The sequence below is a fragment of the Variovorax sp. 10N412 genome, from assembly GCF_056394985.1.
The window spans coordinates 223,092-244,749 of sequence record NZ_JBFTIO010000007.1 but is presented as its reverse complement, the minus strand read 5'-3'; the positions used below and the strand labels follow the sequence as shown (position 1 = coordinate 244,749).

Annotated in this window: 15 protein-coding genes; 6 read left to right on the top strand and 9 right to left on the bottom strand. The window is 68.0% G+C overall.

The genetic code is table 11. The annotated features are described in order from the left end of the window. The first annotated feature begins 7 nt into the window (after positions 1–7). Both AC1DJH_RS18755 and AC1DJH_RS18750 read left to right on the top strand, forming a co-directional pair. Positions 8–2,104, top strand: coding sequence for a TadG family pilus assembly protein (locus AC1DJH_RS18755; protein WP_478186701.1), 2,097 nt, complete (start codon positions 8–10; stop codon positions 2,102–2,104). A 48-nt stretch (positions 2,105–2,152) separates the two neighbouring features. Beyond that, on the top strand, positions 2,153–3,571 hold the full coding sequence (locus tag AC1DJH_RS18750) for a sigma 54-interacting transcriptional regulator (RefSeq protein WP_478186700.1): 1,419 nt from the start codon (positions 2,153–2,155) through the stop codon (positions 3,569–3,571). Positions 3,572–3,709: 138 nt separating this feature from the next. Here AC1DJH_RS18750 and AC1DJH_RS18745 read toward each other — a convergent pair whose 3' ends face one another. From AC1DJH_RS18745 to AC1DJH_RS18715, 7 genes are all read right to left on the bottom strand, one after another. After that, positions 3,710–5,281 (bottom strand): TolC family protein, encoded by a 1,572-nt coding sequence (locus AC1DJH_RS18745; protein ID WP_478186699.1) that lies wholly within the window; start codon positions 5,279–5,281, stop codon positions 3,710–3,712. Continuing rightward, positions 5,278–6,594 carry an HlyD family type I secretion periplasmic adaptor subunit gene (locus AC1DJH_RS18740; RefSeq protein ID WP_472124411.1) on the bottom strand — a complete coding sequence of 439 codons (1,317 nt, stop codon included), beginning with the start codon at positions 6,592–6,594 and terminating at the stop codon, positions 5,278–5,280. Before AC1DJH_RS18740 ends, AC1DJH_RS18745 begins: the two co-directional genes overlap by 4 nt. A 37-nt stretch (positions 6,595–6,631) precedes the next feature. Continuing rightward, entirely contained in the window at positions 6,632–8,449 is a 1,818-nt protein-coding gene (locus AC1DJH_RS18735) for a peptidase domain-containing ABC transporter (RefSeq protein ID WP_478186698.1), read from the bottom strand. A 90-nt stretch (positions 8,450–8,539) separates the two neighbouring features. Next, positions 8,540–8,854, bottom strand: a complete 315-nt coding sequence (locus AC1DJH_RS18730) for a hypothetical protein (protein WP_478186697.1) — start codon at positions 8,852–8,854, stop codon at positions 8,540–8,542. Then, positions 8,851–11,988, bottom strand: a complete 3,138-nt coding sequence (locus tag AC1DJH_RS18725) for a glutamate ligase domain-containing protein (RefSeq protein ID WP_478186696.1) — start codon at positions 11,986–11,988, stop codon at positions 8,851–8,853. The genes AC1DJH_RS18730 and AC1DJH_RS18725 overlap by 4 nt, the downstream gene beginning before the upstream one ends. Positions 11,989–12,096: 108 nt before the next feature. Then, complete coding sequence (pal, locus tag AC1DJH_RS18720; protein WP_435484969.1) at positions 12,097–12,600, bottom strand: peptidoglycan-associated lipoprotein Pal; 504 nt, start codon at positions 12,598–12,600, stop codon at positions 12,097–12,099. 79 nt (positions 12,601–12,679) lie between these two features. After that, the gene (locus tag AC1DJH_RS18715) at positions 12,680–16,678 is read right to left on the bottom strand and encodes a hypothetical protein (RefSeq protein WP_478186695.1); all 3,999 of its coding nucleotides are present in this window, start codon (positions 16,676–16,678) and stop codon (positions 12,680–12,682) included. Positions 16,679–16,989: 311 nt separating this feature from the next. Between AC1DJH_RS18715 and AC1DJH_RS18710 the strand changes: the two genes are divergently transcribed. Next, the gene (locus AC1DJH_RS18710) at positions 16,990–17,424 is read left to right on the top strand and encodes a DUF1841 family protein (protein ID WP_435436909.1); all 435 of its coding nucleotides are present in this window, start codon (positions 16,990–16,992) and stop codon (positions 17,422–17,424) included. Here AC1DJH_RS18710 and AC1DJH_RS18705 read toward each other — a convergent pair whose 3' ends face one another. After that, positions 17,425–18,414 carry a LysR substrate-binding domain-containing protein gene (locus AC1DJH_RS18705; protein ID WP_478186694.1) on the bottom strand — a complete coding sequence of 330 codons (990 nt, stop codon included), beginning with the start codon at positions 18,412–18,414 and terminating at the stop codon, positions 17,425–17,427. Between the two features lie 104 nt (positions 18,415–18,518). Between AC1DJH_RS18705 and pcaH the strand changes: the two genes are divergently transcribed. Both pcaH and pcaG read left to right on the top strand, forming a co-directional pair. Then, positions 18,519–19,244 (top strand): protocatechuate 3,4-dioxygenase subunit beta, encoded by a 726-nt coding sequence (gene pcaH, locus AC1DJH_RS18700; protein ID WP_478186693.1) that lies wholly within the window; start codon positions 18,519–18,521, stop codon positions 19,242–19,244. Between the two features lie 20 nt (positions 19,245–19,264). Next, positions 19,265–19,876: a protocatechuate 3,4-dioxygenase subunit alpha gene (gene pcaG, locus AC1DJH_RS18695; protein WP_478186692.1), complete on the top strand. Its 612-nt coding sequence runs from the start codon at positions 19,265–19,267 to the stop codon at positions 19,874–19,876. Between the two features lie 81 nt (positions 19,877–19,957). Here the strand turns inward: pcaG and AC1DJH_RS18690 are convergent, their stop codons facing one another. After that, a complete protein-coding gene (locus AC1DJH_RS18690; protein ID WP_472124432.1) occupies positions 19,958–20,650 on the bottom strand; it encodes a c-type cytochrome in 693 nt (230 codons plus the stop codon). A 151-nt stretch (positions 20,651–20,801) separates the two neighbouring features. Between AC1DJH_RS18690 and AC1DJH_RS18685 the strand changes: the two genes are divergently transcribed. Next, entirely contained in the window at positions 20,802–21,656 is an 855-nt protein-coding gene (locus AC1DJH_RS18685) for an AAA family ATPase (protein ID WP_435436904.1), read from the top strand. The last annotated feature ends 2 nt before the right edge of the window (positions 21,657–21,658 follow it).

Sequence of the window (21,658 nt, the reverse complement as noted above, 5' to 3'; positions counted from 1 at the left end):
TTTTCGAATGAAACAACCTCCGACAGAAACATCCAGCCGATCACAGCGCGGCTCGGTCGTGATTCACGTCACCATCTTCTTCATCCTGGCCGGCGTTCTTTTCATTGGATCGGAACTGGGATATCTGTTCTATCTGAAGCGGGAGTTTCAAAAGGCCGCCGACCTTGCAGCGCTGGCGGGTGCGCAGAATCTCAACTCCAACAATTGCAGCGCTGCCATCGGCGCCGCCAAATCGAACGCGAACGACGGGACGAGCAGGAACATGCCAAGCGGCTTCCTGCTCGCCGACGGCGACATTGCATGCGGTGGATGGAGTTCGACGGACAACATCAACCCCAATCATTTCAATGCTGCTGCGGCAGAAAAGAATGCGATCAAGATCGATCTTTCCAGAACGCCAGCCCCCTTGTTCAGCTTCTTCACGGCCAGCCGAACGATCTCGGTCCAAGCCATTGCCGCAAGATCGCTCCCGAAGGCCGCCTTGAGCATCAACAGCACATTGCTGAGCGTCGACACGCAGAAATCCGCAGTGCTCGACGCCCTTGTGGGCGGACTGCTGGGTGGGACCGTGCAGCTCGGCCTCGCCGGATGGCAGGGACTGGTGACTTCACAGATCAATCTGCTGAGCTTCCTCGATGCACTCGCAGTCAAGATCGGACTGAATGCCGGCGACTACGACAAGGTTCTTTCGGCTCAGGCCACAGTTTCAGACCTGCTGGCCGCAATGGCGACAGTATTGGAGAAGAACGGCTCGCTCGTTGGCTTGCAACTCTCCGAGTTCAAGAAACTCCCGGCATTGGCAGCGACCCTTGGCCTCCCCGCACTCAAGGTGTCGGACGTCCTCGGCGTTGTGACCGGCACTCCCGGCAGCGCTCTAGACCTTACCTTGCAAGCCGCGCAACTGGCACAGGCTTTCGTTCAGCTTGCCAGCAGCCAAATCACGGGCCCCTCAGCCGTTTTTGCGAGCGTCAACCTTCCGGTACTTGGCGTTGCAGCCAACGTCAAGGTCATCGAGCCTCCACAATTCTCCAGCATCGGCAATCCCGAACTGGCGAAGGCTTCACCACTGGGGCCCGACAAGATCTATGTCAGGACAGCGCAAATTCGCACGCTGATATCCGTCAACCTCGGAGCGTCAGGCCAGCTCCTGACAGGGCTGATCAGCGGCTTGTCGAATGCATTGACGAACCTGAGTTCGGCATTGATTTCGATCCTTACGACGGTCATCGACGTCACCCCTCCAGGTGAGTGCCCCGTGATTTCACTGGGTTGCCACACCACACCGAAGGCAGTGATCTCGGACGTCACGGCGCTACCCTTGCCCATCCGGATCGACATCAACATCGATGTGGCTCCCGCGGCGGCCTACGTCACCGATTTCGACTGCACCAACAACGCCGACAAGAAACTGTGGGCCGCATCAAAATCAAACGTTGCCACGCTGCGCATCGGAAAGATGGGAAGCAGCTCGGACGATGCGAAGACAAAGGTTTTTTCATCGCTGGTGACGCCGCCGACAGTGGACCCCATTGCATTGGTGGACATAGGAACGGTGCAATCCAGAAAGACCTGCACGGCTGTCGTTCTCAACTTGTGTGTCCTGGGCGTCCAGGAATACCTCAAGGCCGACGGCACCTGGACGTCGCAGAAATCGAATGCAAAAAGAACGGCGTTCGGAGGCGGGGGCGTCGGCCTCTCCGTGAACCCGGACCCTGTCAGCGGTGGTGCGGCAACTTTGCCCTTCCACTCCAGCACACCTGGGCTTCTGAAGGAGCTCAACGACACCGCAGCGCCGTTGCAGACTTATCTTTCGACGTCGGCCACCGGCAATGTCGCGGGTCTGCTGGTCGACACGATCAACGGCCTGCAACTCAACCTGTACAAGCCCAGCGCCTCCACGGGCATCCTGGGCGCCATCCTTGAGACGACAGACGCGGCAGCGACCGCGGTGTTCGGACTGCTCAAAACGCTTGTCGCTCCACTCCTGGCTTCCGTCATCAACCCGCTCGTTGAGTTCCTGCTCAAGAGCCTGGGAATCGATCTCGCCAACGCGGAAATCGGCGCACGGCTGACGTGCAGAGCCGGTGCGGAACTTGTTTATTGACGTGACCCACTTCTTAAAAATGCGGACACGCCTCAGGCCATCTTTCTTATGAGCGCCCCCAACTTCGACGAACTCGACCTCTTCGTCTACGAAGGCAAAGCCGACATCCTCGAGCGCATCGCGCGTTGCATGGCGAGCTTCGACGTCGAGGTGATCCGGGCCGACGGCCTGGCCACGCCCGAGCCTGAACGCGGCGTGGCGCTGCGCCCCTGCGTCGCGGTCATCAGCGTGACGGTCATCGACGGCGGCGGGCTGGCGCAGGCGAGCGAGCGCCTCCAAGGCATGCCCGTGATCTGGGTGGCCGCGGGCTCGCGCGAACGCGACTCGCGCACCTACCCGCCCGAATACCTGCACGTGCTGCCCTACGACTTCACCTGCGCCGAGCTGCGCACGATGGTCGCCAAGCTGGTGCGCCAGCTGCGCGCGCGCGACGTGGCGCCGCAGGCGCCCGACGTGCTGGTCGCGCACTCCGAAGCGATGAAGTCGCTGCTGTCCGAAGTGGGCGCCTTCGCGGACTGCAACCACCCGGTGCTGGTGCGCGGCGAAACCGGGGTGGGCAAGGAGCGCATCGCGCAGCAGCTGCACCTCGGCCACCAGCACTACAACAAGGGCGCGTTCGTGGCGGTGAACTGCGGCGCGATTCCCGACGGGCTGTTCGAGTCGCTGTTCTTCGGCCACAACAAAGGCTCGTTCACGGGCGCTGTGCATGCGCATCGCGGCTACTTCGAGCAGGCCACGGGCGGCACGCTGTTCCTCGACGAAATCGGCGACCTGCCGCGCTACCAGCAGGTCAAGCTGCTGCGCGTGCTGGAAGACAGCGCGGTGACGCGGCTTGGCGCCACGGCGCCGATACGGGTCGACTTCCGCCTGGTGGCGGCCACCAACCGCAACCTGCGCGAGATGGTGGCCAGCGGCGAATTTCGCGCCGATCTGTTCTACCGGCTCGCGGTGATCGAGCTGCATGTGCCCAGCCTCGAGGAGCGCGGCGAGGTCGACAAGATCGCGATCTTCAAGGCGCTGCTGGCCAACGTGCTCGGCGACGAGCTCGAGGCGCTCGGCGAAACCCCGCACTGGCTGAGCGACGCGGTAGCCGAAACCTACTTTCCCGGCAACGTGCGCCAGCTGCGCAACCTCGCGGAGCGCGTGGGCGTGATCGCGCGCCAGCTGCACAGCTGGGACCAGAACCTGATCCAGCGCGCGATCGCGCTGACGCGCGGCACGCCGGCACCGGCCGTCTCGGCGGAGCGCAACGGCGCGGGCGGCGGCGGCGTCGCGCTGGACGGCAGCAGCGAGCGCAAGGGCTGGAACAGCAGCGAGCGCAACCGCATCATCGCGGCGCTGGAGATCAACGACTGGAAGCGCCAGGACACCGCGCAGCACCTGGGCATCAGCCGCAAGGTGCTGTGGGAAAAGATGCGCAAGTACCAGATTCTTGACGGCGAACCCGGCATCCCCGAAGACGCTTGAATTAGCTCGCCCCCAGGCTGCGCGCACTTCGTGTCGCTTCTCCTTCCCCCTGCCGGGGGCGACACCAGAAGCCCGGCAAAGCCGGTTCCTCGGTGTCTCTGGAAGGGGCTTCGCTTCGCTTGCCTTGCCCGCTGCGCGTCAAGGGATCGACAGGCGTTGCGCCTTGCGCAGCGGCGGGTTGGCAGTGGCCGCGCCCACGGCGCGTTCGGCCACCGGCTCGCTCGCGCATGCCGTGTTGCTCGAGATGCACAGCGCGCCCAGCAGGCCGTCTTCGGTGAGCACCTGGCGGCTCGGCGCGCCGAAGAGGCGGTCGATCCAGCCGTTGGTGCCCGCGGGGTCGATGCGCAGTTCGCCGGTGGTGCGCGCCAGGCGCAGCTCCGACACGCGCAGGTCGAACACGCCGTCGATGTAGTCGAACAGCAGCGTGTAGTAGTCGAGCTGCGCGTCGAGCACCTTGGGCAGGGTCTCGCGGCCGAACTCCATCAGGCGGCGGCGCCCGCGAAAGGCCTGGCCGGAGGTGCTGACGGCCTCCATCAGCTGCTTTTCGCGTTCGCGCCCGGCCACGGTGCGCGACCATGACGCCGAGGTGAGCTCGAACAGGTTGAGCTTCACGCCTTCGAGCTTGGCTTCCTGGCTGGCGATTTCGGACAGCGCCGACTTCAGGCGCAGTTGCCGGTCGAAGCCGTTGCCGAAGTTCCAGTTGAGTTCGAAGGCCGCGCGCGTCGGGTCTTGCGGCGACACGCCGCGCGGGTCCTTGCTTTTGACGAGCACGGCGTCGAGCGTCGGGTACAGGCTGGCGTCCTGCTGGTCGGCCAGCGCCCTGGCGCGCTCGATGCGGCTCTGCGCCTCGGCGATCTCGGTGCTGCGCGCCTCGGCGCGGCGCAGCGCCTCCTCCTGCGAGGTGATGCGCCACTGCGCAGGCGCTGCGAGCACGGGCAGCGACTCGGGGTTGGGCGAGAACTTGAAGTAGTTGCGGAACTTGGCGAGCGCCTCGTCGCGCTGGGCCGCAAAGTCCGACTCGCGCGCAGCCACCAGGGCGCGCCGCGAGGCGGCCATGTTGAGGTCGTTGTCGCCGGTCACGCCCAGCGCCACGCGGCGGGCCTCGGCCTTCGAGAGCTCGGCCACCACCTCGGTGGCGCGGTGCGCGATCTGCTTCTTCAGGTCGAAGCGCTGCACCTGCAGGTAGGCCGTGAGCGCGTCCAGCACCACCTTCTGCGAGGTGGTGACCACGGCCTCGTCGTCGGCCTGGTTGGCGGCTTCGGCGGCGCGCTGCGCGGCGTTCATGGCGCCCCCGTCGATCAGGCTCACGCGGGCCTCGGCGGTGAGCACGGTGTAGCCCTGCGTCTTGGCGTTGTCCGCGCCGCTGTTGTAGTTGCCGGACGACGTGCCGAGCCTGAAACGCGGGTAGCGCGCCTGCCGGGCGGCGTCCACGCTGTAGCTGCTGGTGTTGGCGGTGGCCTGCGCCGTCTGCACTTCGGGGTATTCCTGCGACAGCACGATGAGCGCCTGCTTCACCTGCTGGGTGTAGGTGGTGGCGCCCAGCGAGGGCGGGGACAGCCGGCGCGCGAGCGCGAGCGCGGGGCCGGCTTCCTGCGGCGCCGGCTGCTCCTGCGCAACGGCAGCGGGGGGCAGCGCGAAGCTCGCGCACAACACGGCACAGACAACACCGGTGCCGGTGCGGCGCCGGCCGATCGATGGGGGTTGCTTCATGGTTCGCGGAAGGCTTCGCGCCGAAGCTTGAGCACGGGCCGCAGGATGTACCAGATGAACGGGTCGGTGCCCACGCGCAGGTCGACTTCGGACTCCATGCCCGCGGTGATGCGGTTCTCTTCGCGGCCCACGTGCGACTGCGACATGCTGATGAGCAGCCGGTAGTACGGCGCGCCGCTGGAAACGGCCGGGTCGCGGTCGGCGTCGGCCGCCACCAGCTTCACCTTGCCGTCGACCGCGCCGTAGCGCAGGTAGTCGTAGGCGGTGATCTTCACGCGCGCCTGCTGGCCCACTTCGATGAAGCCGCGGTCGTTCGGGTTGAGCCGCGCCTCGACCATGATCTCGTCCTCGTCGGGCACCACCTCGAGGATGGCCTCGCCGGGCTTCACGACCCAGCCGGGGCTGGAGTTGCGCAGGCCCTTGACGATGCCGTCCGACGGCGCCTTCACCACGGTGCGCGAACGCTGGGTGCGCGCGCGCGCGAGGTCTTCGCTCAGGCTGGCGAACTGGCGCTCCACGGTGGCCAGCTCGTCCGACGCGCGGCGGCGGTAGCGGCCTTCGGCCTCGGCCATCTTGGCCTGCGCCTCCGTGATGGCAGCGTTGGCCGAAATCACGCCCTGGCGCGTCACCGCGAGTTCGCTGCGCACGCCCTCGGCCTGGCGGCGCTTCTCGAGCACCTCGACCTGGCCGACGAGTTTTTCGCTGAGCAGCTGCTCGGAGATTTCGAGCTCCTTTTGCATCAGCACGAGCCGGTCGCTCAGGCCTTTGGCCTTGGCTTCCTGTTCCAGCTTCTTGCTGCGCGCCTGCTCCAGGCCCGACACGGCGCCGGCCATCACGCCGCGCTGTTCGAGCGCACGCGCCTGGTAGGCGCCGCTTTCGCCTTCGAGCACGCCTTCATCGATGTCGGCGGCGAACGAATCGCGCTTGAGCGGCTGGCCGCGGCTCTCGGCAATGAGGCGAACGCGCGTGGCCTGCGTGGCCGCATAACGGGCCGTGAGTTCTTCGAGGTTGAGCCCGCTGCCGCCCAGGTCGATCTCGACCAGCGACTGGCCCGCCTTGACCTTGTCGCCCTCTTTCACCAGCACGTTGCTGACGATGCCGCCCTCCAGATGCTGGATCGACTTGACGCGGTCCGAGGGGATCACGCGGCCCGGCGCAACCACCACGGTTTCCATGGGAAAGCCCAGGCCGATCAGCGCCAGCACGCCCACGGCGCCGCCGATGATCCACTGCCGGCGTCGCCCCTGCGGCGAGTTGCGCGCCGCGCGCTTCTCGTTCTCGTCCTGAAGAATCTGCGGCAGGTCTGATTTCAAGTCTCTTCCTCGATCGCTCGTCATGTGCCGGGCGGTGTCATGCAATGGATCGGGAGGCCGCGGCCCCCGCGGCGTCTTCCGAATCGCCCACGGCCACCAGCGGCTTGCGCACGCCGAACAGCTTGGGCACCATCTCCGCGGCCGAGCCCTGCTCCACGTTGCCCTGGCCGGTCACGTGGTAGACCACGCTGGCGGCGGAGACGATGCGCAGCGAGTGCGTGACCACCACCACCGTGCGCACCTTGGCCACCGCGAGCAGCGTGGCGAGCAGGTTGCGTTCGCTTTGAAAGTCGAGGTCGTTGCTGGGCTCGTCGAGCACCAGCACCGAGGGCTTGCGCAGGAAGCTCATGGCCAGCGCCAGCTTGCGCCGCTCGCCCACCGACACGCCGGTGCCGCCCTCGCCCACCCGGGTGCGGTAGCCGTCGGGCAGGCGCGACAGGAAGTCGTGCGCGCCCGAGAGCCTGCAGGCCGCCACGATCTGCTCGTCGCTCTGGCCCGGCGCGCCGCGGCGCATCACGTCGATGAGCGGGCCGCCGAACCAGTAGACCTCCTGCGAGAGGTAGCTGATCCAGCGCGAGAGCTCTTCGCGGCCGAACTGCGACAGGTCGTACTCGCCGATGCTGATGGTGCCGCGCGTGGGCTCGTACAGGCCCGACAGCAGCTTCACCAGCGTGGACTTGCCCGCGCCGTTGCGCCCGACGATCACATGCAGCCCGCCGGGGCCGATGTCGAGGTCGACGTTCTCCAGCACCGGCTGCTGCGCGGTCTCGGTGAAGCTGAAGCTCACGTCCTTGAAGGTGATGCGGCCAAGGGGCTGCGGCAGCGTCATGCCCGTGGGCGGCTTCTCGACCGGCTCGCGCAACACCGTCTCCAGGCGCTGGGCGGCTTCCTTCGCGGTGGCCAGCGAGCGCCAGTTCGACACCAGCCCTGCCACCGGCTGCAGCGCCTTGAGCGCCAGCATGTTCGAGGCGACCAGCCCGCCCACCGTCATCCATTGCTCCATGACCGAGATGGCGCCCACCGTCACCACCACCACCGAGAACACCGTGAGCAGCACGGTGGTGCCGTCGCGCGTGGTCTCGATCTCGCCGTTCTTAGTGAAGCTCTCGGTGAGCCAGGCGTTGTAGGTCTGGCGCCACATCTCGATGGTGGGGCCGTCGTTGGACTGCGTCTTGAGCGTTTCGCGCGCGTTGCAGATCTCGGACGTCATGCGGTCGAGGCCGCGGCCGCGCAGCACTTCTTCCACGCGCCCGGAGCGCACCTCGTCGGCCCACCACCACGCCAGGAACGACATGATGGCCAGGAACAGCGCCACCACCGGCAGCACCGGCAGCGCGACGATGCCGATCACGATGAGCGCGAAGACGGCCATGGGCAGGTCGAAGATCGATTGCGCGAGCCCGCCGGTGACGGTGCCGCGCACCGAACCCACGTCGCGGAAGTACAGCTGCCACGACGACGCGGGCCGCGCCTCGAGCGCCCGCAGCGGGCGCGACAGCATCGAGTTGAGCAAGGCGCCCGACACACCGTGGTCGATGATGGCGCCTGCATTGCGCAGCATGCGCGAGCGGCGCGTGCGCAGCCAGAACTCGATGCACAGGAAGAACAGGATGCCGCTCACCAGCGCGGCGAGCGTGGAGAAGCCGCTGCGCGACAGCACGCGGTCATACACCTGCAGCAGGAAGATCGACGGCAGCAGCCCGAACAGGCTGATGGGCAGCGAGCGCCACGCGGCGCTCTTCACGAGCGGGTACGCATCGCGAAAAGCCGCGTTCAACGCACCCGCATAAGGACTGGCTCCGGGCTCTTCGGGTTTGTCTGCGACCAGCTGGCTGGGCAAGAGGAACTTGATCATGGAAAAGGGCCGATCCATCGGGCAATGACGCCTGCGTCATATTAACTGTTACCCGACTGTTACAAGGCAAAATTTCACTCGCCGCGCGCCTCAGCACGGCGATGTCTGCCCCTTCACTGGACCGGCCCGTTCCACGCGCGCCGGTCCGTGTTGCGCGGGGCTTCCCGTGGCCGCGCAACCGACCGGCTTCCCTGAACTGAAAACGCCCGCGACCTGGGGCAAACCCTCGGCGAACACCAATGCGACGTTGGCGCACAACAGCATGCAGAGCACCCATGCGCACAGCAGCTGGAGCCAGCCCAGCCACCAGCGATCGGGCCGCTGCAGCGGTGCCGCGGCTTCATGTTCGAAGCGATGTTCGAAGGGGTGTTCGAAGGTCGGTTGCGCAAGCGCGTTCGATCTCATGGCAGTGCTTTCAAAACCCGGGCAAGCCGGGACAGGCCGATGCCGGCGGAACTCTTCGCGAGCACCCAGTCGCCTGGCTGCAGCAGGCCGCCGAGCGCGGTGGACAGATCGGACACGTCGACGAACCAGTGCGAGCGCACCTTGGTGCGAATGCGCGCATGCAGCGCGCGCATCATCGGGCCGCACAGCAGCACGCGGTCGGGCTGCGAGGCCAGCAGTTCGGCCTCCAGGTCGAGGTGATGGCGCTGGGCGGCGGGGCCGAGCTCCTGCATGTCGCCCAGGATCGCCACGCGGCGCGCCGGCTCGCAGGGTGCCTGCGACAGCATCTCGAGCGCCGCGCGCATCGAACTCGGGTTGGCGTCGTAGGTCTCGTCGATCAGCTTGAAGCTGCCGCCGCCGATGTGAATGGTGTGCAGCGCACCGCGCCCGCCCGGCGGCTCGAAGTGCGCAAAGGGTTCGACCGCCGCACCCAGCGGCAGGCGCAGTGCCTGCAAGGCCGCGAGCGCGGCGACGGCGCTCGCGCCCATGTGGCGCCCCGGCGCGTTCAGCCGCAGCTGGAAGGGCTCGCCCGCCACCAGGACCTGCACCTCGCCATGGTCGAACGCGAGCAGGCGCACGTCGGCGTCAATGTGCTCGCCGTAGCTGAGGACCTGCAGCTGCCGCGCCACCGCGGCTTCGGCGAAGGTCGCGAACTCGGGCATGTCGCGGTTCAGCACCACGCTGCTGCCCGGCGCCATCGACTGGAAGAAGCGGGCGTCCAGGCGCGCGGCGGCTTCCGAAGGGCCGCGGTGTTTCTGCGACGCGGCCGACAGCCCCGTCACCACCATCAGCGAAGGCCGCACGAGCTGGGCCGAAGCGGGCATTTGCGCGCTGCCCATCTCCAGCACCCAGTAGGCGGCGTGCCGCGGCATGCAGGTCATGTTCCATGCCATGCCCGAAGGCAGGCTGACGTTGCCCTCGGGCAGGCCGACCTCGCCCCACACGGTGAGCGCGCCGGCCAGCATCGCGGCCACGGTGCCGCTCGATGCGCCGCTTGCCGCCGCGCCTGACGAACCTGCCGTGGCGCTTCCGAGCACACCGCACACGCGGCCCGTGAACTCGGCGCGCGCATGGTCGCCCAGTTGCAGCACGGCCTGCAGCACGTTCTCGACCTTGAGCACGGGCACGCGCTTGTCCAGGTGCGGCTTGGGGTCGGTGCACAGCACGGCGGCGGCCGGCTGCAGCACGCCCTTGAGCGTGACTGCCGCCAGCGCCGTTTTCGACGCGCGCGCCTGGTGGTCGAACACGACGCGGCCCTTGCGCATGTACGAGCGCTGCGCCACGCCGGTGGCGCGCCAGCCATCGTCGGGCCTGACCACCCATTCGCCGCCGGTGACGCGCGCCATCTCGCTCGCGGTCCATGCGAGGCCGTCGTCGCGTCCGCCGCCCATGCCGCCATTCATGCCGCCCCCGCTGCCGTTCGCCGCCGGCAACGCGCGGCGCTCGACCAGGTAGCGGTGGTAGGCGGCCAGGCCCGATACGTACTGCTCGACGTCGTCGATGCGCACGCGAAACGAGTGATGGCGAATGAAGAACGCGCCCACCACGCTCGAAGGCCGGCGGAAGTACATCGCCACCTCGGGCCAGAAGAACCCGTTGAGCAGGTAGTGCGCGCGGTAGTCGAGCGCGCGGTAGAACTTCTCGGTGTCGAGCTCGTCGAGCAGGTGCCGCATCGCGGGCATGCCTTCGAGCCGCTGCAGCATCTGCTGCGCGGCCAGCATGAGTTCGAGCAGCGTGGGAAAGGTGGTCTTGCGGTCGAGCACGAAGTCGAGGTAGCCCGCCACGTTCTGCAGGCCGAAGCGAAAGTACTTTTCCTGCGGGCTCCAGCGCGTGAGCTCGTTGACGCAGCAGCTCAGCCAGTGATCGTGCGCCTGCCAGTGCTGGCTGGCAATGAAGTGGTCGAAGGCCTTCTCCACCGCCACCAGCCATTGCGGCTCGTGCGTGAGGCCGTACAACCGCATGAGCCCGTAGGCCGCCTCGCCGTCGTAGTAGATGATGCGCGAGGCCTGCTTGAGCGTGAGGTCGCTCGCATGCAGCACGTGGTTGAAGCGGCCGGTGGCCGGGTCTTGCAGCGACACGATGCCCAGGGCGAGCTTCTCCAGCAGCGCCAGCCAGTGGCGCGTGCCCATCAGCTCGCAGTACTTCACCAGCGCGAGCACGCAGGCCGCATTGCCGCCGAGCTTGATTTCGCCGCCGATGTCGACCAGGAACGCCACCGCGCGCCCGTCCGCCAGCGTGTAGTCGCGGATCAGCACCGTGGCGAGGTGGTCGATCCCGCGGTCGATGGCCGCGCGCAGGGTTTCGTCGCGCGTGAGCTCCCACGCCGCGAGCATGGCGTGGAGCGCGCTCGCATGGCGCATCGCGTCGTAGGTCGGAATGCGGCGGTCGAAGCTCGGAAAGTAGCCGTACACGAACAGGCCGTCGCTGTGCACCTGGCGCGCCAGGTAAGAGGAGCCGCTGCGCACCAGGTCGAGCACTGCCTGCGGGTTCAACGCCGGCAATTGCCGCCGCCCCGCGTCGAGCCCCGTGCCGACGAGCTTGTGCACCACGCCGTCGGGCTGGCAGAACACGCCCACCGTGGCCAGCAGGTACACCGGCTGGTCCGGCGGCATGTCCAGCGGCGGCACGCATCCGAAGCGGGCCTGGCCGTAGACCTCGAAGTTGCGCGGGTTCACCACCGAATGCGGAATGGTCGAGTCGCCGCACAGCATGGCGTTGGCGTTGAGCTCCTGCTCGGTGAAGGCGAGCGTGAAGTCCTTGTCGAAGGCCAGGCCGAGGCGAAAGTAGTTGCGCTTGACGGCGGTGAGCTGGGTCTTGAACTGGCCCCAGTCCATCGGGCTCGCGCCCTCGACCCAGTCGATGCGCAGCCACGGCGCGACGATGCCGCGCTCGCGCACCCATCGCTCGACGCGCTCGGCGCCTTCGCACCAGGCGGTTTCGAATTCGGCGGCGCGCGTGTGCACCACGTGCGCACGCTGCGAACCGTCGCTGATCGAGAAGAACAGCGTGAACGCCGGGTAAGGCGCGGGCAGCGCCGCGCACACCGACACCAGGCGCTCGTGGCAGGCGTGGAGCTGGTCTGTGAAGGACATCATTCGGCCCCGATCGAGTGCGGGAGTCCGGCCGCGCCCGTCATCTGCTCTCGCTTTGATGACGTGTGCGTGGCGCGGAAACGGCCGTCGAAATCATCGCGCTCGTCCGGTTCAGCGGTAGCTGAATTCGGCGCGGCGATTGAGCTGATAGCCCTCCTCGGTGGTGGCGAGCGACGCGGGTTTTTCCGTCCCCCAGCTGATGGCCTCGATGCGCTCGGCAGGCACGCCGAGTTGCGTGAGCGCGCGCTGCACCGACTCGGCGCGGCGCTGGCCGAGCGCCAGGTTGTACTCGCGCCCGCCGCGCTGGTCGGTGTTGCCTTCGATCACCACCCGGCTTGCTGCGCGGTTCCTCATGTAGCTCGCATGGGCCTCGACGATCTGCCGGTCCTGCGGCCTGATGTTGTATTTGTCGAAGTCGAAGTAGACGATCTTCGGCACGCCCGCCGGGCCGTTCTGCACCGGCGCCGGCGGGGCCGGCTCCACCTTGGGCACGGCCGAGACGGCCTTGTTGGAGTAGTAGTAGGTCGCGTCGTCGCGCCCGGTCTTCGGGGCCGCGCAGCCCGCGAGGACTGCGCCGAGGGCGACGATGGCCAGTGTCTGGAAATTCTTTTTCATATCGATCCTTTGTGGGACAGGCCGGTGGTGGCCTGTCCCTGGTGCTGCAACTCCCTCACCCCTCCTGCGATGTTCTTGTTCAGCCCAGCAGGCCGTGCAGGACGTTCGTCACGGGCGACAGGGCGGTGCCGACCGGGCTGTGCTCGACCAGGCTGGTGATGGGTGTCACCACGTCGGTCACCAGCGGTGCGGCGGCGTGCTGAACGCTGCTCACCACGTCGGTCACCGGAGACGCCGCACCCGACGAGCCGGCCAGGATGTCGGTCACCGGCGAAAGGGCCTCGGACGCCGCCTGCGTCACGGTGGACACCGTCGGCGAGACCGCATCGGTCACGCCCGAGACAGGCGCCAGGATGTTGGCCACGGGGCTGGCACCGCCGGTCAGGCCGCCGAGCAGGCTGCCCACCAGGCCTTCGTTGCCGAGCACACCGTCGAGCAGGCCGCCGGTGCCGCCACCGGTCGCGCCGCCGAGCAGGCTGCCGACGAGGCCTTCGTTGCCGAGCACGCCGTCGAGCAAGCCGCCGGTGCCGCCACCGGTCGCGCCGCCGAGCAGGCCGCCGACGAGGCCGTCGTTGCCGAGCACGCCGTCGAGCACACCGCCGGTGCCGCCACCGGTCACGCCGCCGAGCAGCCCGCCGACGAGGCCTTCGTTGCCGAGCACGCCATCGAGCAAGCCGCCGGTGTCGCCACCGGTCACGCCGCCGAGCAGGCCACCAACGAGGCCGTCGCTGCCGAGCACGCCATCGAGCAAGCCGCCGGTGTCGCCACCGGTCACGCCGCCGAGCAGGCCACCGACGAGGCCGTCGTTGCCGAGCACGCCGCCGAGGAGACCACCGTCGCCGCCGAGCACGCCGCCSAGRAGRCCRCCGTCGCCGCCGAGCACGCCGCCGAGGAGACCACCGTCGCCGCCGAGCACGCCGCCCAGAAGGCCGCCGTCGCCGCCGAGCACRCCRCCCAGCAGGCCGTCGTCACCCAGCACGCCGCCGAGCAAGCCACCATCGCCACCGAGCACGCCGCCCAGAAGGCCGCCGTCGCCACCAAGCACACCACCCAGCAGGCCGTCGTCACCCAGCACGCCGCCGAGCAAACCACCGTCGCCACCGAGCACGCCTCCCAGAAGGCCACCGTCACCACCGAGCACACCACCCAGCAGGCCGTCGTCACCCAGCACGCCGCCGAGCAAACCACCGTCGCCACCGAGGACGCCGCCCAGAAGGCCGCCGTCGCCGCCGAGCACACCGCCCAGCAGGCCGTCGTCACCCAGCACGCCGCCGAGCAACCCGCCGTCACCACCAAGGACGCCGCCGAGCAGGCCGCCGTCGCCGCCGAGCACACCGCCCAGCAGGCCGTCGCTGCCCACGAGGTGGGCCACGCCGTCGGTCAGGTAGTCGACCTGTGTCGCGACACCGTTCAGCAGCGCGCTCGTCGTTCCCGTGCCCAGCAGCTGGTCGGTCACCGGGCTCAGCAGGCTGCCCGCGCCGCTCGTCACCTGGCCCACGAGGCCGTCGACCGGGTCGAGCACGTTGGGGTCGTTCGGCGTGAAGCTGGTGCCGAGCACCGGGCCCAGCAGGCCGTCGACCGTGTCGGTCACGCTGTCGGTGAGGCCGACGACCGGCCCGAGCACGTTGCCCAGGCCGAGGCCGCCCAGCACGCCTTCGTTCAGGCCGTCGACCAGGTTGCCGACCACGCCGTCGGCCGGGTCGAGCAGCGCCGCGCCGGTGCCCGGGGTGCCGCCACCGCCGATGCCGCCCACCACGCCGCCGAGCGGGCCGCCCAGCAGGCCGTCGTCACCCAGCAGGCCGCCGACCGGGCCGTCGTTGCCCAGCACACCGCCCACGAGACCGTCGGGGCCGAGCAGGCCGCCGCCGATGCCGGTGCCGCCCAGCACGCTGCCCAGCGCGCCGTCGCCACCCAGCAGGCCGCCGAGCAGGCCGTTGTCGCCCAACAGGCCACCCACGGGGCCGTCGCTGCCCAGCAGGCCGCCGACCGGGCCTTCGTCGCCCAGCAGGCCGCCCAGCAAGCCGTCGTTGCCGAGCAGGCCACCCACGGGGCCTTCATTGCCCAGGAGACCGCCGACCAGGCCGTCGCCACCCAGCAGGCCACCGACCGGGCCGTTGTCGCCCAGCAGACCGCCCAGCAGGCCGTCGTTGCTCAGCAGGCCGCCGAGCGCGCCGTCGTCGCCGAGCAGGCCGCCCACGATGCCGTCGTCGCCCAGCAGGCCGCCGACCGCGCCGCCCAGCAGCCCGTCGTTGCCACCCAGCAGGCCACCCAGCGGGCTGTCGGCAATGAGGCCGGAGATCGCGCCGTCCTGGCCGAGCAGGCTGTCGACCAGGCCGCCATGGCCCAGCAACTCGCCGGTGAGGCCTTCGCTGCCCAGCACGCTGGCCAGGGCGCCGTCGCCGCCGAGCACGCCGCCGACGAGGCCGTCGTCGCCCAGCAGGCCGCCCAGGGCGCTGTCGTCGCCGAGCAGGCCACCCAGCAGGCCGTCTTCACCGAGAACGCCACCCACCAGGCCGCCGACTGCGCCGTCGCCAAGCAGGCCGCCCACGAGACCGTCTTCGCCGAGCACGTTGCCCAGCAGGCCGCCGACGGCGCCGTCTTCACCGAGCACGCCACCCACCAGGCCGTCCGAGCCGAGCAGGCCGCCGACCAGGCCGTCGTCGGCCAGCAGGCCGGCCACGAGGCTGTTTTCGCCCAGCACGATGTTGAGCAGGCCGCCGAGCGCGCCGTTCTCACCGACCAGTTGGCTGGTGACGCCGCCGAGGCCGAGGGCGTCGGTCAGGCCGCTGACGATGCCGTGGTCGCCGACCAGGTTGGTCAGGCCGTTGTCCAGCGCGTCGGTCAGGTAGTCGACCTGGTTCAGCACCGAGCCGAGCACGGCGGTGGTGCCGCCGGCGCCCAGCACGTTGTCGAGCGCGGGGCTCAGGGCGCCGCCCAGCAGGTGCGTGACGCTGCCGACGGTGTTGTCGACCGGGTCGAACTGGTTGGGGTTGTTCTCGGTGAAGGTCTCGCCGAGCAGCGGGGCCACCACGTCGTCGACCACATCGGTCAGGCCATCGACCACGTTGGTGACCGGCGTGAGCGCGCCGCCAAGGCCGAGCGCATCGCTGACGGTGTCGACGACCTGGTGGACAAGGCCATCGCCCGGATCGAGGAGGTGGTCGCCGTCTGCGTCTGCGTCGGCGTCTGCATCGGCGTCGGCGTCGGCATCAGCATCAGCATCAGCATCAGCATCAGCATCAGCATCAGCATCAGCATCAGCATCAGCATCAGCGTCGGCATCAGCATCAGCGTCGGCATCAGCGTCGGCGTCTGCATCCGCATCCGCATCCGCATCCGCATCGGCATCGGCATCAGCATCAGCATCAGCATCAGCATCCGCGTCGGCATCACCATCCGCATCCGCATCGGCGTCCGCATCAGCATCCGAATCGGCGTCTGCATCGGCATCACCGGGATTCGTCGGATTGCCCGAGCCGAAGAGCACGGGGAACGCGCTGTCGCTGCCGCCGCCGCCACCGCCGCCGAGCGCAGCGCCCAGTGCGGCGGCGCCCAGGGCGCCCAGTGCGAATTCACCCAGCCCGATGCCGCTGCCGGCCGCGAGCTTCTTGGTGACGGCCAGGGCAGCGGCGTCGGCGTCGCTGTCCGGCGGGGTCACCTGCAGGTCGCCCGAGGCAACGTCCACGTTCACTTGTTCGAGGCCGCCGGGCAGCTTGGTCGAGCCGATGGTGGCGTCGGTGCCGCCGGTGAACACACCCGCCAGCGGGGCCTTGTTGGTGGCCGAGCCGGGGAAGAGCACATTGGCGTGGCCGTCCTGCGGCACGATCACGCGGTCGCCGGGCAACAGCGTCTGATTGCCATCGACGGGAATGCTGACACCGTCGCGCATCACTGCAACACCTGGCGTGGCATTCGATAATGTGCCGATGCTGGCGGGGCCAGCTGCGGCGGGCGCCGCCGAGCCCAGCGAGGCGGGAGTGCCCAGCGGAGTGACGGTGGCTTGAGCGAGAACCACAGGAGCTGCGCCAGCGGCGGCAAGTCCTTCGGTCGAAACGGTCGATGCTTGTTGAGCGGTCATGGCAGCCTCTGTGAGAAAAGATGTCTCTACAGGGGCAACATGCGTGCCGCTTTTTTCCGGCACTTTTCAAGCAGCGCTACCGGGCTCCCAAGCCGTTGATTCTTATAGGTATTTTTACAAAATCAAGGGTTAACACGGAGCCTTCGAAAGAGGCCGGAAGTACCTCATTCAGCGATTCGTTACGTAACGATGTAACGCCTTGTACCCGGAACGTCCGGCACATCCCAAGGCTCTCGAACGACTTGCGGAGCGGCGCTTGCAGCGAGCCCCACACCCTCTTCTTCTTTCTCTTTCTTTTTCTCTCTATCTGTATGTTCAACCCCTCCCAGGAAGACGTGCGCCGCTTCTTCTGCGACGTGTACGCCAAGCATCGCCAGGGCCTGCCGATGGAAGCCCTCGAGACCATCGCTGCCGGCTGGATCGACGAGCACCCCGAGTACCACGAAGACCTGGTCGACGCCGACGCCGCGGTGGCGCGGGTGTACGACGGCGCGAATGGCCGCGAGAACCCCTTTCTTCACCTGTCGATGCACCTGTCGATCAGCGAGCAGTGCTCCATCGACCAGCCGCGCGGCATCCGCCAGGCCGTCGAGCTGCTGGCCGCGCGCCGCGGCTCGCTGCTGCATGCGCACCACGAGGCGATGGAATGCCTGGGCCAGATGATGTGGGAGAGCCAGCGCGCCGGCCGCCCGCCGGACGGCGACGGCTACGTGGCCTGCGTGCAGCGACGCGCAACAAAGGACTAGCTAGCCCCGAGGCGGCTTCCTGGCCTTCGGCGGCAACACCCCCTGCTGCTTCGCCGCCTCGCGCAGCAGCGCGGCCATGGCCAGGCGCAGCGCCGACGGCTCGGCATCGCTGCGCTGCAGCAGGCCGACCGGCTCCTCGGTGCCCGCGGTCTCGATGCGCAGGCGCACCATGCGCCCGTCCGCGAGTTCGCCGCGCGCGGCGCCCAGCGGCGTGATCCACACCGCGTCGGACACCGCCACCAGCGCGCGCGCCACGGCCACGTCGAGCGTCTGCAGCGCGTTGGTCGGCAGCACGAGGCCGCGCGCCGACAAGAAGCTCTCGGTGTTGTGTCGCGGGATGGTGCCTTCGCCGTACACCACCAGCGGATAACCCAGCACCGCCTGCACCGACGCGGCTTTCAGCGCCAGCGGATGGCCGGCGCGCACTGCGAACACCAAGGGTTCGGTGTGCAGCAGCTCGAAGCTCAGGCCGCCCATCAGGCGCGGGTCGCTCATGCGGCCGACCACCAGGTCGAGCTCGCCGGCACGCAACTCGTCGAGCAGCGCGGCGTTGGCGGCGCTCTTCACCACGATCTGCGCCTGCGGCCAGCCGTCGCGCAGCCGTGCCAGCGCCACCGGCAGCAGCGCGGGCGCCACGCTCGGCAGCGCGCCGATGCGCAGGCGCTCGATGCGCCCGCCCGCGGCCGGCGCCACCGCCTGCGCGCTGGCGTCCAGCGCCTCGAGCACGCGCAGGGCGTGGGCCAGCAACTGCTCGCCGGCGGCCGTGAGCCCCTGCACGCCGCGCCGGCCGGCCTTGCTGCGCTCCACCAGCCGCGTGCCGACGATCGCCTCCAGCTCGGACAGCGTCTTGGACACCGCCGGCTGGCTCAGCGCCAGCCGCTCGGCGGCGCGCGCCAGGTGGCGCTCCTGCGCCACCGCCACCAAGCAGCGCAGGTGGCGCAGCTGCACGTTGCGCAGGAAGTCCAGTCGGAGATCGGCGGAATTTTTCAATTACTTCTGGTTATTGAAAACAGAGCAATCTTCAATTTACATCATCGAACAGCGCTTCTACAGTGGCGGCTTCCGGATTCGTCCCACGACAGGAGACAACGTTCATGTTGACCAAGACCAAGGGCAGCTCGCCCGTCCTCACCCCGCGCGACTGGGAAGCCCACCCCAGCTACGTCTACCCGGGCTACAAATCCACCATGAAGCGCGGTCCGCAGAAGCCGCTGATTCCGCTGAAGGCCTCGCTCGGCGAGCTGCAGCAACCGGTGTACGGCCACGACAGCATCGGCGAACTCGACCACGACCTCACGCGCAACGCGCGCAAGAACGGCGAGCCGCTGGGCGAACGCATGATCCTCACCGGCCAGGTGCTCGATGAGCATCGCCGCCCGGTGGCCAACACGCTGGTCGAACTGTGGCAGGCCAATGCCTCGGGCCGCTACGTGCACAAGGTCGACCAGCACGATGCGCCGCTGGACCCCAACTTCCTGGGCGCGGGCCGTTGCCTGACCGACAGCGACGGCCGCTACCGCTTCCTCACCATCAAGCCCGGCGCCTACCCGTGGGGCAACCACCCGAACGCGTGGCGTCCGCAGCACATCCACATGTCGCTGTTCGGCCAGAGCTTTGCGAGCCGCCTGGTCACGCAGATGTACTTTCCCGGCGACCCGCTGCTGCAGTACGACCCGATGGTCACCGGCACGCCCGAGCGCTACCGCAACCGGCTGATTGCCGACTTCAGCCTCGACATCACCGAAGAGGGCTACGCGCTGGGCTACCAGTTCGACATCGTGCTGCGCGGCGCCGACGAGACGCCGTTCGAGAACCGCTGAGCCGCAAGGAGACACACACCATGTCATTGATGACCGCACAGGAAGCCGACTTCGGCCAGACCCCCTCGCAGACCGTGGGCCCCTACTTCGCCTACGGCCTCACCGCCACGCAGTACGGCTACGACTTCGACCAGCCCTTCGACGCCGTGCTCGCGCTGGACAACGCCAGCGGCGAGCGCATTCGCCTGGAAGGCCACGTGATCGACGGCGACGGCAACCCGATCAACGACGCGCTGGTCGAGATCAGCCAGCCCGACGGCGAAGGCCGCTACCCGCAGACGCCCGATGAAGCACGCGCGCTGGGCTTTCGCGCGTTCGGCCGCGTCGGCACCGGCACCACCGAAGGCAACCGCTTCGTGTTCCATACCGTCAAGCCCGGCGCGCAGGCGCCCGGCGAGGCGCCGCACATCAACGTGATCGTGCTGATGCGCGGCCTGCTGCTGCATGCGTTCACGCGCGTGTACTTCAATGACGAAGCCGCGGCCAACGCGAAGGACGCGGTGCTGCAGAGCGTGCCGGCCGATCGCCGCCACACGCTGATTGCCGAGCGCGTGGTGCAAGGCGGCGCGGTGAGCTACCGCTTCGACATCCGCATGCAGGGCGCGGACGAGACGGCGTTCTTCGACGTCTGATTCGCGCAGGACTCGGGGAAAACCCGAGGCACAAAAAAGCCCGCTGCAAGCGGGCTTTTTGATGTGCGTTGAAACGCGTGTTCAGTCGACGCGGTGATGAATGCGCGATTCGGGCACCGTCTTCAGTTCGCCGGGCAGCGAGCTGATGTAGGTGGCCAGCGTCTTCAGCTCGGCGGTGGTGAACTTCTTCTCTTCGACCTGCTGGCCCATCACCGCGTTGGAGCGGCCCAGGTGCGCGTTGTTCTTCACCCGGTACGACTTGAGCGCGACGAACAGGTAGTCGGCATGCTGGCCGGCCAGCTTGGGCACGGTGCCGTCGTTGGGCGTGTTGAAGTTGGCGCCGTGGCACTTGGTGCAGCTGTTGTCGGCGTTGCGGGTGATGAGCCCCTCGACGTTGGCCGGCGTGGCCTTCGCCAGCGCAGCGGGCGGTGCGCCGCCGTCCTTCAGGCCGAGCTGGCTGTAGTAGGCCGCGAGGTCGGCAATGTCCTGCTCGGTCAACGAGTCGGCAATGGCGCGCATGGTGGGGTGCTTGCGGTCGCCACCCTTGTACGCGGTGAGCGCGGCCGTGATGTACGTGGCGCTCTGCCCCGCGATCATCGGCACCTTGTGGATCTCGGGGAAGCTGGCCTGGTAGCCGATGATGCCGTGGCAGCCCACGCACATCTGTACTTTCTTCGCACCGTCCTGGGCCTTGCCCGTGGCTTGCTGGGCTTGCGCCGAGAGCGTCACGCAAGCGACACCAAGGGCAAACATCGTGGTCAACAACTTGTTCATTTTGCGCGCACAATCTCGTGGAGAGTACAGTTTTTCGAATCAACATTCGATTATAGGCAGGGGTCCCCCGGATCCCTGTGCAGGCCAACCCTAGGCTGCACAACGCGCGTCGAGTGTGTTCTTTTCTCCACCCCCAGCTTCCGTCTCACTCATGAAATTCCAGGGCTCAGACAATTACGTTGCCACGCGGGACCTGATGCTCGCGGTCAACGCGGCCATCACGCTCCAACGTCCGCTGCTCGTCAAGGGCGAACCCGGCACGGGCAAGACCATGCTGGCCGAGGAAGTGGCCCAGTCGCTCGGACTGCCGCTGCTGCAGTGGCACATCAAGTCGACCACCAAGGCGCAGCAGGGGCTGTACGAATACGACGCCGTGAGCCGCCTGCGCGACTCGCAACTGAAAGACGTCGACGGCGGCGAGCGCGTCAAGGACATCCAGAACTACATCATCAAGGGCGTGCTGTGGCAGGCCTTCACGGCCGACCAGCCGGTGGCGTTGCTGATCGACGAGATCGACAAGGCCGACATCGAATTCCCGAACGACCTGCTGCGCGAAATCGACCGCATGGAGTTCTACTGCTACGAGACGCGCGAGCTCATTCGCGCCAAGCACCGCCCGGTGGTGTTCATCACCTCCAACAACGAGAAGGAACTGCCCGACGCCTTCCTGCGCCGCTGCTTCTTCCACTACATCAAGTTCCCCGATGCCGAGACGATGAAGAGCATCGTCGCCGTGCACTTTCCCGGCCTGAAGCAGGAACTGCTCACCGCCGCCATGAAGACCTTCTACGACGTGCGCAACCTGCCCGGCCTGAAGAAGAAGCCCTCGACCTCCGAGCTGCTCGACTGGCTCAAGCTGCTGGTGGCGGAAGACATTCCGCTGGAGGCGCTGCAAAGCAAGGAAGACAAGGTCGCCGTGCCGCCGCTGGTGGGCGCGCTGCTGAAGAACGAACAGGACGTGACGCTCTTCGAGAAGCTCGTGTTCATGCAACGCAACAACCGCTGAGC

Bases quoted from the DNA above. Each gene is read 5' to 3' on its own strand.
- AC1DJH_RS18755 (WP_478186701.1), top strand. From the start codon at position 8: ATGAAACAACCTCCGACAGAAACATCCAGCCGATCACAGCGCGGCTCG.
- AC1DJH_RS18750 (WP_478186700.1), top strand. From the start codon at position 2,153: ATGAGCGCCCCCAACTTCGACGAACTCGACCTCTTCGTCTACGAAGGC.
- AC1DJH_RS18745 (WP_478186699.1), bottom strand. From the start codon at position 5,281: ATGAAGCAACCCCCATCGATCGGCCGGCGCCGCACCGGCACCGGTGTT.
- AC1DJH_RS18735 (WP_478186698.1), bottom strand. From the start codon at position 8,449: ATGATCAAGTTCCTCTTGCCCAGCCAGCTGGTCGCAGACAAACCCGAA.
- AC1DJH_RS18730 (WP_478186697.1), bottom strand. From the start codon at position 8,854: ATGAGATCGAACGCGCTTGCGCAACCGACCTTCGAACACCCCTTCGAA.
- AC1DJH_RS18725 (WP_478186696.1), bottom strand. From the start codon at position 11,988: ATGATGTCCTTCACAGACCAGCTCCACGCCTGCCACGAGCGCCTGGTG.
- pal (WP_435484969.1), bottom strand. From the start codon at position 12,600: ATGAAAAAGAATTTCCAGACACTGGCCATCGTCGCCCTCGGCGCAGTC.
- AC1DJH_RS18710 (WP_435436909.1), top strand. From the start codon at position 16,990: ATGTTCAACCCCTCCCAGGAAGACGTGCGCCGCTTCTTCTGCGACGTG.
- pcaH (WP_478186693.1), top strand. From the start codon at position 18,519: ATGTTGACCAAGACCAAGGGCAGCTCGCCCGTCCTCACCCCGCGCGAC.
- pcaG (WP_478186692.1), top strand. From the start codon at position 19,265: ATGTCATTGATGACCGCACAGGAAGCCGACTTCGGCCAGACCCCCTCG.
- AC1DJH_RS18690 (WP_472124432.1), bottom strand. From the start codon at position 20,650: ATGAACAAGTTGTTGACCACGATGTTTGCCCTTGGTGTCGCTTGCGTG.
- AC1DJH_RS18685 (WP_435436904.1), top strand. From the start codon at position 20,802: ATGAAATTCCAGGGCTCAGACAATTACGTTGCCACGCGGGACCTGATG.